The sequence below is a fragment of the Vibrio sp. YMD68 genome, assembly GCF_029958905.1.
Lineage (GTDB): Bacteria > Pseudomonadota > Gammaproteobacteria > Enterobacterales > Vibrionaceae > Vibrio.
The window spans coordinates 1,040,868-1,058,801 of record NZ_CP124613.1 but is presented as its reverse complement, the minus strand read 5'-3'; the positions used below and the strand labels follow the sequence as shown (position 1 = coordinate 1,058,801).

Genomic DNA, 17,934 nt, shown 5'->3' with positions numbered 1-17,934 from the left:
ATAGTTAATAGTTAATAGGCACATGAACCATCACCAATCTGTGATGGTTCATTTCTTTGGTGGTTCATTATTTTGAAACGACCAAATCTTAGGAATGAACAAATCTTAGGAGTGAACAAAGCTTAGGAGTGAACAAAGCTTATGAGTGAACAAAGCTTAGAAGCGATCAAATGATCACGCCGCTTTGGAATGCTACCTGTGTGAAACGTTATTTTGAGTGCTGAGGTGGCTGATACGAAAGAGAGGCGTCTTGCCGTATAAAAACGTTACTCGCAATAATGCTTCCGACACATATGCACACTAAACCTAAGCAAGTTAATAGCTGAGGTGTCTCATTAAATATCACCATCGCAAGTAGCGTAGCAACAACGGGGGTAAGGGACCCGAACGCTGCGGTTCGCTCTGCTCCGAGGATTGAAATTGCATGCAGAAAAGTAAACGAAGCAAACAACCCAATTCCAAAACCTTGTATGAGCAAATGTCCCAGTAATTCTCTGATCGGCCAATCTCTTGCTACCTCTATCAATGAATGGTGTTTAAGAGGCGAGAGAAGAGAGCTTTCGATAACACCGGTGGCGATGAGCAAAGCCAACAAGACGAAAGAGACAAAGGAAATTAATCCGGCACAAACCAGTGCAGGTAAATGACTAACCCGCGCACAAATCGTGAACGTTGCCCACATTAAACTCCCCACCAAAAATAACAGATGGCCTTTCAAGAGTGCAGGATGGTTTTCAGATGCCCCTGACCATAAAAATAGGCCAATCCCAACAACGATAAGTCCCAGCCCAACTTTTCTATGCTCACTTAACGGTTGAGAGAAAAGGATCACCGCAATAGCAGAAACAAATAAGGGTAATGTCCCGGGTACTAAAGCACTACCATCAGACACGGTGGCATTCTGCATTGCCCAGCCTGCGATGAGCAAGTATGGCAACCCACCACCAACGATCATGCCAAGCAAATATCGAATAGGGATAGACAGGATCTGTTTTCTGGCTCGGAAAGTGACTGGAAAAAGAACCAAAGCCGGCACCAAAAAACGCGTAATCGCGATATCAGCAGGAGTAAATGAAGATATCGCCCCACCTTTTAGTGAAAGAAAGAAGCCAGACCAAAGCAGTACCGTTGCAAAAATTGAGAGGTATCCAATAAACATAGTCGTTACATTTTTGTTAATAAGTACTATTATCCTTCTAAATAGGCGCTTATATCAGGCGTAATGTTAACTAAATTCATCAATTATTGGCTGTAATTGTCGCCTAATGGTCAATAATTGGCTGAATCAATCGTGTAGGTATTCATTGAAATGGACAGAATTGATCGACGTATACTGGAATTAATTCAGCAGCAGGGAAGGTTGTCCACCGCTGACCTGGCAGACCAAGTCGGTTTGTCTGCTTCACCTTGCGCTCGACGTCTAAAAAAGCTTGAAGATGAGGGTGTTATCGATAGCTATAACGCGAGCTTGAACAAGGGGAAATTGGGCATTGGAATGACGGTATTCGTTGAAGTGAGTTTAAACAACCACCAAGCGGATTCGATAGATGGATTCGAACAGGCGATGTGTGAAAGCAAAGAAGTGATTAATTGCCATGTGGTATCCGGTGCTTATGATTACTTATTGGAGGTCGTGACTAAGGATCTTGAAGGGTATGAGCAGTTCACGCGTCAATTACAAAGAATTCAGACGGTGAAAGACATTCATACACACTTAGCAATACGACAAGTAAAGCAAGGTAAGTCGCTGCCTATTTTAATATAGGCAGCTTGTTTAATATGTTGTTTCCTTTTTAAGCAGCTTATTTTTTAAGCAGATTCATTGACAAGCAGCAAGAAAAATAGGCTTAACCTAGTTACAGCTCGTCAATTGGCTGATACTCGCTTAGAGAATAGACAAGATCTGCTAAGCGAGAGCCAACTGCTAACCAAGAGCCGGTAGAAAGCCTGCACTGATGGCCAGCTGTGCCGAAACAATAAAGACCCCTACCATACTGGTCATGATAAGGGCTGGCTTACCACCAAACACTTGATACTCAGACTGGTAGTGTTGAGATTGTCTAACTTTATACACCATTGCAACAGGCAGGAAGATAGCCAGTACAGCAAGGGCAATAGCGGCGTAACCTAACGCCATAATAAAGCCTTGTGGGTAGAAAAGAGCAAAACCAAGTGGCGGTACAAAGGTAATGATTGCTGAAAAAAGTCGATTTCCTTCTTTTTCTTTACCCTTCACGGAGTCAGCCAGAAACTCAAATAAGCCAAGGCTCACACCCAAAAAAGACGTCAGTAGCGCTAAATCAGCGAATATTCCAACTATTTGACTAATATTGGATTGCTGCACCGTTACGGCAAGCTCGCTAATAAGCGCAGATAATCCCGTGTTTTCTATCAGAGTATCTTGGCTTATCACCCCTAATGTAACGATTTGCCAAAAGATATAGACAACTAAAGGGATCGACGAGCCAATGAGAATCGCTTTACGTAACGAGCGAGTGTCACCATCCAAGTAATTGACCACCGCAGGGATACTGCCGTGAAAACCAAACGAGGTAAAAATAACCGGTATTGCCGCAACAATGAAACCATGTTGAATGGGCATACTGAGCAGGTATCCTTGAGTCACATTTGGCGCAAGAAATCCAAGAACGACGACCATAGCAACCAGCTTTGTGATAAACAAAACTCGATTCACTTTATCTACCGTGCTTGTTCCAAACGTAACAATCGTCGCCACAATGAGCGTAAAGAGTACCGTCGCGAACCGAGCGTTAATGTCAGTTCCAGTCCAAGAGGCTAATCGCTCACCAAACTGAGCGCCACCTCCTGCGATATAGGCTGAGCACAAAGAATAGAAAAGAAACAACATAGCAAAGCTTGTCAACCATTGGCCTTTTTTCCCCAATATTTTTTTTGCCAAACTATGCAGCGTAGCATTGCTATCCGCGTGTTGATGAAGTTCAAGCATCAATAGCGCAGTGAAAGCCATTAAAAGCCAAAGGCTCAGCATTATGATGAGTGAAGTTGAGAATCCAATGCCTGCGGATGCGATAGGGAGCGCAAGCATGCCTGCGCCAATCGTGGTACCGGCAATAATCAAAGTACTACCGAATATCTTTGAATTTGTCATGTGTACACTTATATTTACGTTATTTGATGTTTAGTGAAGAATACTGTGATTTGAATAAATAACAGATTCTGCGTTTAGAAGTGGAAGATTCTGTGGCTTTTAAGTCTGCAAATCAAGTGTTTTGTAAGGTTTATAATCCACGCGTGTAAATTAAAATATACGAACGGAATGTTTGAGTAATGATTGCGTCATCTTCGTCGGTTCAAAGTAGCGCTATAAAGTAAAGTAACATTATAAACTTAAGTGGCATGTCGAAAGGCAACCGCTAAGGACCACAACACTGTACAGCGAGACCTTAAACATAATTACCTGCTTTCATTTAGGCATTCTGTTAAAATCCGCGCCAGTTTAACTATAGGTAAAAAACATGACGCTATCTTTCCAAAATCTTGGGCTTTCTCATAAAATCGTTGATGTGGTCAATCAGCTAGGAATTAGCCAGCCGACAGAGATTCAGGCTCAGGCTATCCCTCATGTGTTAGCAAAAAAAAATGTGCTAGCCGGTGCGCAGACAGGCACAGGAAAGACAGCCGCTTTTTCGCTACCCATTATTCAGCAGTTCTTAGATCAACCACTGACAAGAGAAACAAACAGCCGAATCGTTAGAGCGCTCGTTTTGGTACCCACTAGAGAATTGGCCCAGCAGGTTTTTGACAATGTCACTCATTATGCTGACCAAACTGGTTTAAAAATCGTGACTGCCTATGGTGGAACGAGCATGAATGTACAAACCACGAACTTGAAGGGGGGCGCTGATATTTTGGTCGCCACGCCGGGGCGACTTATCGATCATCTATTTTGTAAGAATATCGTGCTGAGCCAAACCGAAGTACTTGTCTTAGACGAAGCGGATAGGATGTTAGATATGGGCTTTATGCCTGATGTCCAGCGTATTTTGAAGCGTATGAATGAAGATCGCCAAACGTTGTTCTTTTCGGCAACATTGGATCAGAAAATCAAAGCCATTGCCAACAAAATGATGTCTGACTCCGTAGAAATACAAGTAGCACCTGCGAACAGTACCGCCGAGACAGTCAAGCAAATGGTGTATCCAGTGGATAAGAAGCGCAAAAGTGAACTGCTTGCGTACCTGATTGGTTCAAAAAACTGGCAGCAAGTGTTGGTCTTTACCAAAACTAAGCAAGCGACAGATGCGTTAGTGAAAGAACTTAAACTCGATGGCATAAAAGCGACATCGATTCACGGTGATAAGAGCCAAGGCGCAAGGCAAAAAGCACTAGACGATTTTAAATCAGGTAAAGTTCGTGCTCTCATTGCTACGGACGTAGCAGCAAGAGGGCTTGATATCCATCAGCTCGCTCAAGTTGTTAACTACGATTTACCGTATAAAGCCGAAGATTACGTACATCGCATTGGTCGTACGGGGCGAGCAGGAGCGACAGGCTTAGCCGTCTCGTTAATGAGTCGAGATGAAGAGTATTTGCTTAAAGCAATAGAAGATCTACTCGACACCCATTTACCGCAGGAATGGCTAAATGGATTTGAGCCCAGCCTCAACGATCCAATAGATAATGCGCATGCGCCATCCAAACGAGGACGTTCGTCTGAAAAACAAAAGATGAAAGCAAAGTTAAAAATACATGCAGGAAGAGGGAAGCGTAGGTAAAACGTTTAAAGTATTTCAAAGTTCCAGTCAACTTAACTTATATATAAGTTGTCTGGAATATATTTATCTTTAGTATTGGCCTTTCTCTTTTTACGAAATTTCATGCCTCATTTACCCATAATTACCAATCTATATTTTTATTAATAATATAGATTGATTCGATATCTATCATTAATAATTAATTTATAAAATGTCTAATCTTCAATCTTATTTAATAATATAAAATAACAGTATCTAAAAATCGATAGACACCGAAATGGTAGTTTTAAACGGTAATCCCCAATTACCGATATTTCTAATTATAAATAGAATTGTTCTTATAGGAAACCAAACTTCAATGTTTCTTTACCACACCATGACGAAGAACATCTCACTATAAATAAAAAACCGCACTACAAATATAAATTCAAAACTAACTTATTGTTTTATTTATGATAAACCTACTTTCTCTAGTGTTAAAAAATGACTTGATATTTATAGGTGAATCACGAGGAATATTCATTTGTTAATGAAATGTTTTATTGTGTGTCCGGTTGCACTTCCATTGTGGTAGGCAGCTATTTATTTATTTTTCAATGACTTGTATTTTACCGAATTCATATGCTGAGATCACCTTCCCTCATAAAATCAGATACTTAAACTATTTAACCGTAAATTAACATTACATTTGTGGTGGGATCTTGTTCAAATTTATGCATCTTAAGTGAAAAAACATTTGAATTGTAATATTAGGCGTCTAATTTAAATAAGTAGAAAGATTCTTCAATCAAGAAAGAATTATAGTATTTGTTACGTTAGTTGGTGCTTATTTGAAAGTGCCATTTTATATACGCTTTAATATTTCTGTTAAGAATGGAGTCCCTCAATGAAAAAGCTCGCTTTGATCACCGGATCAAAAGGCGGAATAGGTTCCGCGATTTCCTCTAAACTGGTTGGCGATGGTTACCGTGTAATTGCAACCTATTATACTGGCAATTATCAGTGTGCATTGGACTGGTTTACAGAAAAAGAATTCAGTGACGATCAGGTTCGTTTATTTGAGCTAGATGTGACGAATGCCGAGGAGTGTGCCGAGCGCCTCAGTCACCTTTTACAAGAGGAGGGCACCATCGATGTTTTGGTCAATAACGCGGGTATAACGAAAGACAGTGTATTCAAAAAAATGACGTTGGATGCATGGCGTGACGTCATTGAAACCAACCTCAATAGTTTGTTTAACGTTACCCAACCGCTGTTCGCGCCAATGTGCGAAAAAGGCTCAGGTCGAGTCATCAATATTTCTTCTGTTAATGGGCTCAAAGGGCAATTTGGTCAAACCAATTATTCAGCGGCTAAAGCGGGAATGATTGGGTTTTCAAAAGCACTTGCGGCTGAGGGGGCTCGCAGTGGCGTGACCGTTAATGTGGTTGCTCCAGGATATACAGCAACCCCCATGGTTCAGCAAATGAAACCAGAAGTTCTAGAGTCCATCAAGTCACAAATTCCGATGAAACGGTTAGCGACGCCGGAAGAGATTGCAGAGTCGGTGAGTTTTCTCGCAAGCGATGCAGGGGCATACATTACTGGTGAGACATTGTCAGTCAATGGCGGATTGTACATGAGCTAGGTGGGTATTATGAAAAGAGTATTTGTTGTCGCAGCAAAAAGAACACCGATTGGATCGTTTGGTGGCAGTTTAAAAGAGATATCTGCAGGTAAGCTTGCGTCTATTGCTATCCGAAGTGCGCTTGAAGCTGGAAATGTTCAACCACAAAACGTGGATGAAGTGATTGTTGGCAATGTCATTGGTGCTGGCCAAGGAATGAGTGTTGGCCGTCAAGCAGCCATATTTGCAGGTCTTCCCACCAGTGTCCCAGCATATAGCCTGAACATGGTTTGTGGTAGTGGTATGAAATCAGTCATGGATGCGGTGTCTCATATTCGCTCTGACGATGCTGAGATTGTCGTTGCAGCGGGTGTTGAAGTGATGTCGCAAATTCCTTTTACCGTCCCTTCGTCAATCCGTGATGGTCACAAAATGGGTCATCTGAACATGACCGATCTACTGATAGCAGATGGTTTGACGGATGTGTTTAATCAATACCATATGGGGGTAACTGCGGAAAATGTGGCCAAAGAATGCGAAATTAGCCGTCAGCAACAAGACGAATTTGCGCTGAACAGTCAGCAGAAAGCCATCGCAGCCATAGAAGCAGGCGTATTCAAAGATGAAATAACGCCTGTAGATGTAAAAAAACGTCGGGAAACGGTTATCTTCGATACGGATGAATATCCAAAGGCCACGGCAACATTGAGTGGATTGGAAAAACTCCGCCCTGCTTTTGACCGAGAAGGCAGTGTCACTGCTGGAAATGCGTCTGGAATCAATGATGGGGCGAGTGCATTGATTCTGGCCTCTGAAGACGCGGTTAACACCTACGATCTAAAACCCATCGCTGAAATTACCAGTTATGCGCAATCCGGGTTGGACCCGAAAGTCATGGGGTTAGGTCCTGTTGAGGCGGTATCTCAGGCGTTAAGTAAAGCAGACCTTAAATTAAAGGACATCGATTTGTTTGAACTCAATGAAGCATTCGCTGCTCAAGCTTTAGGTGTGGTGCATTCATTAGCGAAAGAGCATCAAGTGCCGGTATCTTCTATCTTGGACAACGCTAATGTTAACGGCGGAGCCATTGCACTTGGGCATCCATTAGGAGCATCGGGCAATCGTATTCTCGTGACTCTTATCCATGAACTCAACCGAAGAAGTGGCCAGTATGGTGTTGCTTCTTTATGTGTCGGGGGCGGCATGGGGACAGCAGTCATCGTTCAGTCAGCATCGCCAAATCAACAGCGTTAATTTAAACCAGCATAGTTAATTTAAATCAGCACAGTGAAATCAATTTAGTGATTAAACCGAATATTTTATTTATCTAGGAGAACGACCATGTACACAGATTTCTTTAAATCATTCACAGACCAAACTGAGCAATCACTTCAGCCTTATCTAAAGTTCAACAAGCTAATGACAAAAAATGTTGAAGTGCTTACTGAGCTACAACTTAATGCCATTCGTACATACAGTGAGATGGGTATGACTCAAATGAAGGCCGCTACGGAAGTGCGTGATGTGACGTCATTGGCTGCATTTAATGGTCAGCAACTCGCTGTGCTAACCAAGTTATCCCAACAACTTACCGAAGACAGCAGTAAGCTACAGGCGATTGCAAAAGAGTTCAAAGACGATGTTGAACAGATGACCTCGGAAAATCTAAAAACAGTGACTCCTGCATAACACAGTCCATTTTGCCGCCTTTGATAAGGCGGCTTTTTTCCGAAGATAGGAGTAGAAACCATGTTCCAACACTTCTTTTCGGACTACCTTGTAAAACTCCAAGAAACCAATCAGCAATGGTGGCAAGATCTTGAATTAAGCAAGGAAGCCGTAAACACCCCCCTCAACAAAGCCATGCAAGAAGTCAATTTTGAAGACTCTGCGAAGTTCTTTGAACAAGCGGTCAATCAACCTGCTGCTCTACTGAAAATGCAAACTCAGTGGTGGGAACAACAACTCAAAATATGGCAAAACGTCGCGTTGGCAGGCAATACACAAAGCTTGGTCAATGAAGAAAAAGGCGACAAACGTTTTTCAGATGAAGGGTGGAAAAACGATGCATTTTATAGCTTTATAAAACAGTCGTATTTGCTTTTTAGCCAGACTTATTTTGACACCATAAACAGCATCGAAGGTGTTGATGAGAAAACTAAAGAACGCATCATTTTCTTTTCTCGGCAAGCTATTAATGCACTCTCCCCAAGTAATTTTATCGCGACCAATCCAGAACTGCTCAAGCTCACCATTGAACAAAATGGCGAAAACTTATTAACGGGCTTAGATCAACTGCGCGAAGATGTAGAGTCTAGTGCGGACATCTTGAAGATACGCATGACCAATAACAACGCGTTCCGTATTGGTGATGACGTTGCCAATACACCGGGTGACGTCGTTTTTAAGAATGAGTTATTTGAGCTTATTCAATACAAACCACTCACAGAAAAAGTGAACGCTACACCGCTGTTGATTGTTCCGCCATTCATCAACAAATATTATATTTTGGATTTGCGCGAAAAAAATTCAATGATGCGATGGCTTGTTGAACAGGGTCACACGGTATTCATGATGTCTTGGCGAAACCCAGGTAAAGAACAATCTAATGTTCAGTTCGGCGATTATGTAACGGAAGGCGTTGTCAAAGCGGTGTCTGCTATTGAGGATATCACGGGTCAAGAGCAGATTAATGCGGCGGGATATTGTATCGGCGGAACCGTGCTAGCTTCAACGGTTGCGTATTATGCAGCCAAAAGAATGAAGAAGCGGATCAAATCTGCGTCGTTCTTCACGACATTACTCGACTTCTCTCAACCGGGTGAAGTGGGCGCATATATTAACGATACAATCGTCAGCGCGTTAGAAGTGCAAAATAATGCGAAGGGCTATATGGATGGAAGATCGCTCAGTGTGACCTTCAGCTTGCTTCGAGAAAATAGCTTGTATTGGAACTACTACGTTGAGAACTATTTAAAAGGTAAAAGCCCCGTCGATTTTGATCTCCTTTACTGGAACAGCGACAGCACAAACGTATCAGCACCGTGTCATAACTTCTTAATTCGACAACTCTATTTGGAAAATAAATTGGTTCAAGATAAAGGGGTTAAAATTGGTGGCGTCTGGATTGACCTGAATAAGATCAAAGTGCCTAGCTATTTCATTTCTACTAAGGAAGACCACATTGCCTTATGGCAAGGGACGTATCGTGGTGCTCTAAAATCGGGTGGTAATAAGACGTTTGTACTTGGCGAATCTGGGCATATAGCGGGCATCGTTAATCATCCAAGCAAAAACAAGTATGGGTATTGGTTAAATGACAATCTTGATGATTCTGCTGATGAATGGTTATCAAACGCCACTCGTTCAGAAGGGTCTTGGTGGACGCATTGGCATAAATGGCTAATGACCTTCAATCCAGAAGAACAGGTAGAGCCGTTTGGGCAAGGTTCAGCGAATAACCCTGTGATTAGCGCTGCACCAGGGGAATATGTCAGACAGGTCCTTCCCGTTAAATCGACTGGTGATGGCAAGAGTAAAACAGAGAAAGAGCAGGCAGAGACAGCTTAGGTGTTTACTGCGCTAAAAAAGGTATTTGAACATCGCGGTTGCGGCGTTCAAATACCTTATCGTGTTTCATGACTTATGTTAGCTATTGAGTCATTAGCTACTGAGTCATTAGCAGTAAGCGATTTGGACTGTCGTTTTCTTGGTGCTTTTTACCTAGCACCCAGCGAATGCGTAAGTACGGAAGCCACCAATCAAATTTCGCGCTTTGTAGCCATTATTAACCAGTTGACGATACGCGACGTTACCGCGTAACCCGACTTGGCAGTAAATGACGATTTCTTTGTCTTTCGGTAATTCGCTCATGCGGTGACGAAGTTGATCAACAGGGATATTGATAGCGCCCTCGATATACCCACCATTTTGTAGCTCACCAGGGTTTCGTACATCCAGCAATACTTGTGTGTCATCGAGGTGATCAATCTCATCAAAGTGAATTGGCATTGAATCACCTTTGATGATGTTATTCGCAACAAAAGCAGCTTGGTTAATGACATCTTTTGCGCTGCCGTAAGGGGGAGCATAGGTCAGTTCAAGGTGCTGAAGTTGTTCAACGGTCATGCCTGCTCTTTGCGCCACGGCCATGATATCAATGCGTTTATCTACACCGTCTTTCCCGGCGGCTTGAGCACCCAAAATTTTGCCAGTGTTTGGATCAAACAGCATTTTAAATGAGACGATTTCTGCGCCAGGGTAGTAGCTGGCATGGCTTGCCGTATGAACGAACACTTTTTCATAGTGAATGCCATCGCGTTTTAGCTGTTTTTCATTCTTACCCGTAGATGCAATCGCAAGATCAAAAATCTTACAAATTGCGGTACCTTGTGTTCCCTGATAACTCTCTTGGCGGCCTAGCATGTTGTCCGCCGCCATTCGGCCTTGGCGATTTGCAGGGCCAGCCAATGGAACCATGGTTTGAGAACCCGTTACGAAATCTTGTTCTTCTATGGCATCACCGACGGCATAGATTGACGGATCGCTGGTTTGCATAGTGGGTGTGGTCCAAATGCCACCTAGATCGCCAATTTTTAGCCCAGCTTGAGACGCTAGTGTTGTCTCAGGACGAACACCTATCGCCATAATTAGAATGCCTGTTTCTAATTGCTCGCCATTGTTTAGGCTCAATACCAAGCTTTGGTTCGTCGATTGGTAATCAACGGCTTCAAGCGCAACGCCTAATCTAAGGTCTATGCCTTTGCTTTTAATTTCCGCATGAGCAAACCCCGCCATTTCACGGTCGACAGGTGTCATTACCTGATCCGCCATTTCAATGAGCGTTGTTTCAATGCCTAGCTGGTGGAAAGCTTCCATCATTTCTAAGCCAATAAACCCCCCGCCGACGACTGTGGCGTGTTGCGGTTTATTGTCAGCTAATGTGTTTAGGATCTTATCCATGTCAGGAATGTTGCGCAGCGAGTGCGTCAACGGATTCTGGATACCCGAAATAGGCGGTACAATCGGAGCTGCTCCTGGGCTCAGCAATAAAAAGTCGTAGCTTTCAATGTACTCGGTGCCGTCCAGAAGATTCTTTATGGTAACCGATTTACTCGAACGATCGATGCTGATCACTTCATTCATGGTGCGCACATCAACATTAAAACGAGCTAGAAAACTCTCAGGGGTTTGAAGCAGCAGTTTATTACGCTCCTTGATATCACCGCCAATATGATAAGGGAGGCCGCAGTTAGCAAAAGAGACAAACTCACCGCGTTCAAACATGATAATTTCAGCATCTTCACTTAATCGTCTTGCGCGAGCCGCAGCAGAAGCACCACCAGCAACGCCACCAATAATTAGAATCTTTGTCATTATTTTCTCCGAGATACGCTTAGCGTAGTCCTAGTTTTTTTAAAAAATATACGGCAGGACAAATACCAGTGAATGCACTCTGAATCAGATTTATCCCAACAAATACGGTTAGCCAAACAAAATTACTATGAACAGTGACTGTTAATAGCACAGATAGAAGAATCATACAGCCAGCCAGTACGCGTACACCATTATCAATTGTCATAATCTTATTCCTTCCATTCATTGTGTAATGTCTTTCCATTTTTCTATTAGTTCATGCTAATGTTAAATTATCTAAATTGCAAGTGGCTAAATTAGTATTGACTAATTTATTTTTATTAGTAGAATCTAAATTAAGCCCAATAAGAGTGAGTATTGCTATGAAAAATCAAGTTCTCGATATCAAAGAGATGCAAAGCCAAGCAGAGGACGCCGCGAATTTACTAAGAGTGATGGCGCACCCTGAGCGTTTGATGGTTCTCTGTTATTTAACAGAAGGGGAAGTGGGCGTTGCCGAACTGATGCAGCATTCAAATTTGAGCCAGTCTGCTTTTTCTCAACACCTATCTGTACTGAGAAAATGTGGTTTGATTACTTCTCGTAAGGAATCTCAGCAGGTGTTTTACTCGTTGGCAGACCCAAGAGCGCAAGCATTGATTAATAGCCTTCACAGCGTTTTTTGCAGAGCAGTCAGTTAATTAAAAAATACATTTTGATTGGCTGTTTTTGCTGAGCAGGTAATCAAAATTTGTTTTCAATTGTATAGAGGTTTATATGGCGTTTGCTGTTCCATGGGAGTCACTGTTCGGTGGCATGTTACTCGGGCTATCGGCCGTAATATTGATGCTATTTAGTGGGAAAGTAGCCGGAATTAGTGGGGTTGTTGGGGGGCTTTTAAATCCCCAAAAACACGATTCTAGCTGGCGTGCCGCTTTTGTTGTTGGGTTAATATTAAGTGCGGTTATTCTTGCGCCGCTTGGCTTTGATCTTCCAGATGTGTCAAATAACAATATCGCGCTGGTTGCTGTCGCTGGCGTATTGGTTGGGTTTGGTACCCGTCTGGCAAATGGTTGTACAAGTGGGCATGGCATCGTAGGCATGGGTCGATTTTCTGTGAGATCCATTGTTGCGACATGCACATTTATGATCACAGCGATCATCGTTGTTTGGGTAAAGCGTCAACTAGGGTGGGTATAATGTCAGTGAATAGAATAGTAGGAATGATGGTTGGCTTGATCTCTGGGCTGCTTTTCGGTGCAGGCATGGTTATCTCTGGGATGGCTGATCCTAAAGTCGTCACGGCGTTTTTGGACCTAACGGGTGAGTGGGATCCAAGCCTCGCATTCGTGATGGGGGGAGCGCTTTTCGTGTTCACACCTTGTTATCATCTGATCATTAAAAAGTGTCCAAGCGCGATCAATGGCCGTCCATTTTCGTTGCCACAGAAAAAGAGCCTTGACGGTAATTTAATCGCAGGCGCTAGCATTTTTGGTTTGGGTTGGGGGCTTTCTGGGATTTGCCCAGGCCCAGCAATGAGCAGTATAGCGGGTGGTTCAAATATAATTTTAGCGTTTGTATTGAGCATGTTGGTGGGTTTCGTATTGGGCAGTCAGCACCTGGCAGGACGGCTGTGGATTAGCAATAAAAATGAAGCAAGCGTCGATCCAAGCCAACAAATTGATCCTTCTCCAGTCACCAATACAATTAACTGATCAATAGGGCAGTGAGATGCAGTTTGCATCTCACTAGAAAGCCAATCTAAAGGAGTTAGATAATGGATAAAGAACATCAACATTCGCTTGTCTATCGGGTAATGAACAGCTTTTTCCCTCCTATTTTATTGGTCATCGCACTAGCGTTTGGGGCGGCAGCTTTCTGGTTGACCCCAAAAGAAGAAGATCCACAAATCGTCGTGCCTATGATTGATGTGTTAATCGATGCACCAGGCTTAAGTGCACGACAGATCGAAAATCAAATCACGGAACCGATTGAAAAGCTCTTGAGTCAAATTGACGGTGTTGAATATGTCTATTCGTCATCAATGGAAGGGGCTGCTCAAGTTATCGTGCGTTTTTATGTTGGGGAAAACCGCGAAGAAGCCTTAGTTAAACTTTATAACAAGCTCTATTCTAATCAAGATCATATTCCTTCTTCTGTGGAACGTTGGTTAGTCAAACCTATCGAAATCGACGATGTAGCGATTGTCGTGGCGGCCATTTACTCAAAAAACGCGGAACAGCTTGATCATGATGATCTACGCCGAGTTTCTGAGCAAGCGACTCTAGCGTTGAAAGCGGTTCCCAATACCAACATCGTCTCAGTGATTGGCGGCCAACCTAGAACCATCGAACTGGCGCTCAATGCCACGGCGATGGCTAATTACAAAGTCACGGTTTCAGATCTTGCTCAAGCATTTCAACTCACTCATGCCAAATCTTCGGCAGGGGATATTCAAACCTCGGGTCAGAGGTATTCTCTTGAAAGTGGTCAACTGTTTCAATCTTCGGAAGAGCTTGGAGACTTTGTGGTCTCCGTGATTAACGGTCGTCCTATTTATTTGCGTGATGTCGCTGATATCTACGACGGCCCATCTGAATCCAAAAGTGATACCTGGTATCGTTCAGTGGCGTTGAATAACGCTGAAGAGGTTCCTGCGGTCTATATTAGTGTGGCTAAACAAAAAGGCGCGAATGCCGTTACCGTTGCCAACGACGTCATAGCCACGTTACGCGAATTAGAAAGTACTCAGTTTCCTGAAGAGATCGGTGTCGATATTATTCGAAACTACGGACAAACCGCCGATGAAAAAGTCACCAACTTAATCTCTAGCTTAGGTATTTCTATACTGACGGTGGTTGTTTTTGTCGGGTTATTTCTTAATTGGCGCAGTGCTCTTGTTGTCGGTATTGCCATTCCTATCAGCTATGGCGCGACATTGGGCGTGGATTTGCTGTTTGGCTACTCGATAAATCGAGTGACTCTATTCGCGTTGATTTTGGCGTTGGGCCTTATCGTCGATGATCCTATTGCGAGTATCGACAATATCGAACGGTATTTAAAGCGAAAAGAACTCAAACGGACCGATGCCATTGTGCTGGCAATGGCTGAAATTCGCAGTGCATTGCTCATGTCCACCGTGGCGATTGTGATTGTATTTACCCCTATGTTCTTTATCACTGGAATGATGGGGCCGTATATGGCGCCACTGGCTTTCAACGTACCGATAAGCGTTGTGTTTAGTACTGTCATCGCCTTTTTCATAACACCTTGGCTTGCGAAAAAAATACTGAAAGGCTCTGAAGAACGTGGTCACTATCAAATCAAAAATACACTCTTATTCAAGGCATACCAACGGTTGTTACTGCCGTTATTGCAAAGTCGTAAAAAAAGTCACGGATTTCTGGCGTTAGTCGGTCTACTCTTTTTAATTGCAGCCTCACTGCCTCTGTTTCGCTCAGTACCCTTAAAGTTACTGCCTTACGACAACAAGAATGAGTTCCAATTGATCGTAAATATGCCCGAAAATACCGATTTCGTAACGACATCGAACGTATTACGAGAGTTTTCAGACTTTTTAATGACCGTCCCTGAAGTCCAATCGGTATCTGGTTTTTCGGCAATAGCGTCCCCGATGGATTTTAACAGCATGGTCCGACACTATTTTTTACGTAATCAGCCCTATCAAGGTGAATTACGGATTGTATTGGTTGATAAAAACCACCGGAATATGCAATCACACGAAATAGTGACCAGGCTAAGGTCCGACATCGAAGCCATTGCGTTTAAGAATAATGCCGCCATTCAAATCGTCGAAGTGCCACCTGGCCCTCCGGTTATTTCCACCATCACTGCGGAAGTGTACGGGAATGGGTTCCAAAGCTATTCACAATTGCAGGAACAAGCAAAACAGGTAGCAAATCGGTTATCAAGAGAAGCGTTTGTGTCTGAAGTCGATACCAGCGTTCAAGGTGAATCCAAAACGTTACAGTTCATTATTGATCAAGAAAAAGCGGCGTTATCTGGTATTTCAGTAGCGGATATCAATCAGACACTTCAAGCCGCCAATCAAGGCTATACCTTAGCCCACTTAGCAAAACAGGACGAAGTAAACCCGCTCGCGATTTCTATTCGATTGCCAAGAGGTGATAGAGATCAGTTAGCCGCGTTATTGCAACTTTACGTAAGAGGTAGCGCAGCGTCGATCAAAAATAGCCAAGATGGTGGCTTAGTCGATGCCGCTAAACCTTTGGTTCAATTAAGTGAACTCGGAGAATTTGTAGAGCGAGAGACGGATCAACCTATCTTTCATAAAAACCTAAAACCCGTAGTCTATGTTTACGCAGAAGTCACAGGAAGAGTCCCTGGGGAGATCATTGCTGATGTAATGGCCGATCAAGATGCGCCAGTGCAAACGTATTCAGTGCCCGTTAATGAGCGGTCATACTTAAACAATGGGGCTGGCGATAGCTGGAGCGTAGCTAAAGGCACTGATATCGTTTGGAGCGGTGAAGGGGAGTGGAAAATCACCGTCGATGTATTTAGAGATCTCGGTATTGCCTACGCTGCCGCCCTGTTTGGTGTGTTCATCGTCATGCTGATTCAAACCGGACTGCCTGCCGTATCAGGAATTATCATGTTGGCGATTCCTTTGACGGTTATAGGTATCATGCCCGGGTTTTGGCTGTTGAACGTATTGAGCTCAGACATTAACGGCTACCCAAATCCTTCTCTTTTCACCGCGACAGCAATGATAGGGATGATTGCATTAGCAGGGATAGTGGTACGAAATTCACTGGTGTTGATTGAATTTGTGCAGCAATCCTTAGCGAAAGGGCAACCTTTACAAGATGCACTGATCGAATCAGGCGCGGTACGTATGCGGCCTATTTTATTAACCGCGGGCACCACCTTATTGGGTAACATAGTCATTACCTTAGATCCTATTTTCAACGGACTCGCGTGGTCGATCATTTTTGGTATTACCGCATCCACTATTTTCACTCTTCTGGTTATCCCCGTCGTTTACAACCTGGCGTATCAAGAGAGTCACAAAAGCAGCGTAGTCAGTCGTGAACAAGTTACGCTAATGGAGGACGAATAATGAAAAGCAAAAACAAATGGCTTGGGGTGATTTTGTTTACCTTATTAACTATGCTATTCCTTTATATGGCGGGCATGTTCAATGAAAAAGTTTCGGACAATAAGCGTCACCCAACCAAACCCGAAACCGCACCGGAAACAATCGTATTAGCCGCTATTAATGAGCCTGTTTGGCGAGAGTTTTCAGGTGTCGTTGTGGCAAAACAGAGAGCTGATATTTCCGCGCGAATCACAGCTAAAGTCTCGGAAATCTATATTGAAGTGGGCGAAGCTGTCGAAAAAGGTGACATTTTGATGCGTCTTGAGAACGAAGATCTAGAAGCTCGAGTCACGCAAAATGAACAGGCCTTATCGGGAGCGCAAGCGAAACTCAGCTCTGCGATTAAAGAGTACGACAGAGCGAAAGAGCTGTTAACCAGAAAGCTCGTTTCTCAATCCAGTTTTGATAACGCAGAAAGCGAGTTGGAACTGGCCAAAGCCACATTTAACCAAACTCAGGCGGCACTGATAGAGTCACAAACGACGCGCGAGTTCAGCATCATTACCGCGCCTTTTTCAGGGTTGATCACCAATAAACCGATTAATGTTGGGGACACAGCTGCCCCCGGCAATGTATTGGTTTCTCTTTATCAGCCATCGCGTTTACAAATTCAGGCCGACATCGCTGAATCAGTATTGCCACATATTCACTTGGGGCAAGAGATCAATGTCGACCTGCCCACCGTTTCTCTTAATATTCCATCGAATGTGAGTGAGATGACCCCGTCAGCAGACGTAAATTCAAGAAGTTACCAGATTAAGCTCGATGTCAATGTCGAGGGGGATGTCTACCCTGGTATGTACGCCAAAATTAAAGTTCCAGTGGGAAACCATGACGTTCTTCGTTTACCTTCAAGTGCCGTAATACAAGTGGGCCAGCTAGAATATGTCCAGATATGGGATGGCGAAAGCATCACTCGCAGGCTAGTTCAGCTGGGTGACGATGGCAGAATTAGAAAAGGGGTCGTCGAAGGAGAGCAAATTCTTCGTTTCCCGCAAAACTGATCGTGATGCGATTGAGCGTGATGCGATTGACCGTTGAGCGGTCGTAACGAATGGCGTCTTTTCGAACTTGAGCCGTTCAACACGATAAGC

Annotated in this window: 14 protein-coding genes and 1 pseudogene; 11 read left to right on the top strand and 4 right to left on the bottom strand. The window is 43.5% G+C overall.

Going from position 1 to position 17,934, the window contains the following annotated elements:
* Positions 1 to 208: 208 nt before the first annotated feature.
* A complete protein-coding gene (locus QF117_RS04745) occupies positions 209 to 1,159 on the bottom strand; it encodes a DMT family transporter (RefSeq protein ID WP_282385003.1) in 951 nt (316 codons plus the stop codon).
* A 150-nt stretch (positions 1,160 to 1,309) separates the two neighbouring features.
* Between QF117_RS04745 and QF117_RS04740 the strand changes: the two genes are divergently transcribed.
* Positions 1,310 to 1,765, top strand: a complete 456-nt coding sequence (locus QF117_RS04740; RefSeq protein WP_282385002.1) for an Lrp/AsnC family transcriptional regulator — start codon at positions 1,310 to 1,312, stop codon at positions 1,763 to 1,765.
* 159 nt (positions 1,766 to 1,924) lie between these two features.
* On the opposite strand, the gene QF117_RS04735 is transcribed toward QF117_RS04740, so the two are convergent.
* Complete coding sequence (locus tag QF117_RS04735) at positions 1,925 to 3,130, bottom strand: aromatic amino acid transport family protein (protein ID WP_282385000.1); 1,206 nt, start codon at positions 3,128 to 3,130, stop codon at positions 1,925 to 1,927.
* A gap of 367 nt (positions 3,131 to 3,497) precedes the next feature.
* On the opposite strand from QF117_RS04735, the gene QF117_RS04730 reads away from it, so the two are divergent.
* From QF117_RS04730 to phaC, 5 genes are all read left to right on the top strand, one after another.
* Positions 3,498 to 4,757, top strand: a complete 1,260-nt coding sequence (locus tag QF117_RS04730; protein WP_282384999.1) for a DEAD/DEAH box helicase — start codon at positions 3,498 to 3,500, stop codon at positions 4,755 to 4,757.
* A gap of 865 nt (positions 4,758 to 5,622) precedes the next feature.
* Complete coding sequence (locus QF117_RS04725) at positions 5,623 to 6,363, top strand: SDR family oxidoreductase (protein ID WP_282384998.1); 741 nt, start codon at positions 5,623 to 5,625, stop codon at positions 6,361 to 6,363.
* A 9-nt stretch (positions 6,364 to 6,372) separates the two neighbouring features.
* Complete coding sequence (locus QF117_RS04720) at positions 6,373 to 7,596, top strand: acetyl-CoA C-acetyltransferase (RefSeq protein WP_282384996.1); 1,224 nt, start codon at positions 6,373 to 6,375, stop codon at positions 7,594 to 7,596.
* 87 nt (positions 7,597 to 7,683) lie between these two features.
* Positions 7,684 to 8,031 carry a phasin family protein gene (locus tag QF117_RS04715; protein ID WP_282384994.1) on the top strand — a complete coding sequence of 116 codons (348 nt, stop codon included), beginning with the start codon at positions 7,684 to 7,686 and terminating at the stop codon, positions 8,029 to 8,031.
* A 60-nt stretch (positions 8,032 to 8,091) separates the two neighbouring features.
* Positions 8,092 to 9,912, top strand: a complete 1,821-nt coding sequence (phaC, locus tag QF117_RS04710; protein WP_282384992.1) for a class I poly(R)-hydroxyalkanoic acid synthase — start codon at positions 8,092 to 8,094, stop codon at positions 9,910 to 9,912.
* A gap of 153 nt (positions 9,913 to 10,065) precedes the next feature.
* On the opposite strand, the gene QF117_RS04705 is transcribed toward phaC, so the two are convergent.
* Both QF117_RS04705 and QF117_RS04700 read right to left on the bottom strand, forming a co-directional pair.
* Positions 10,066 to 11,718: an FAD-dependent oxidoreductase gene (locus QF117_RS04705; RefSeq protein WP_282384989.1), complete on the bottom strand. Its 1,653-nt coding sequence runs from the start codon at positions 11,716 to 11,718 to the stop codon at positions 10,066 to 10,068.
* Between the two features lie 19 nt (positions 11,719 to 11,737).
* Entirely contained in the window at positions 11,738 to 11,923 is a 186-nt protein-coding gene (locus QF117_RS04700) for a DUF2892 domain-containing protein (protein ID WP_017033624.1), read from the bottom strand.
* Between the two features lie 157 nt (positions 11,924 to 12,080).
* On the opposite strand from QF117_RS04700, the gene QF117_RS04695 reads away from it, so the two are divergent.
* From QF117_RS04695 to QF117_RS04675, 5 genes and pseudogenes are all read left to right on the top strand, one after another.
* A complete protein-coding gene (locus QF117_RS04695; RefSeq protein ID WP_282384987.1) occupies positions 12,081 to 12,398 on the top strand; it encodes a metalloregulator ArsR/SmtB family transcription factor in 318 nt (105 codons plus the stop codon).
* A gap of 76 nt (positions 12,399 to 12,474) precedes the next feature.
* Positions 12,475 to 12,897: a YeeE/YedE thiosulfate transporter family protein gene (locus QF117_RS04690; protein WP_282384986.1), complete on the top strand. Its 423-nt coding sequence runs from the start codon at positions 12,475 to 12,477 to the stop codon at positions 12,895 to 12,897.
* Positions 12,898 to 12,920: 23 nt separating this feature from the next.
* Positions 12,921 to 13,295: pseudogene (locus tag QF117_RS04685) on the top strand (DUF6691 family protein); the annotation flags it as partial.
* A 179-nt stretch (positions 13,296 to 13,474) separates the two neighbouring features.
* On the top strand, positions 13,475 to 16,801 hold the full coding sequence (locus QF117_RS04680) for an efflux RND transporter permease subunit (protein ID WP_282384983.1): 3,327 nt from the start codon (positions 13,475 to 13,477) through the stop codon (positions 16,799 to 16,801).
* On the top strand, positions 16,801 to 17,844 hold the full coding sequence (locus QF117_RS04675) for an efflux RND transporter periplasmic adaptor subunit (protein WP_282384982.1): 1,044 nt from the start codon (positions 16,801 to 16,803) through the stop codon (positions 17,842 to 17,844). The genes QF117_RS04680 and QF117_RS04675 overlap by 1 nt, the downstream gene beginning before the upstream one ends.
* Positions 17,845 to 17,934: the final 90 nt, after the last annotated feature.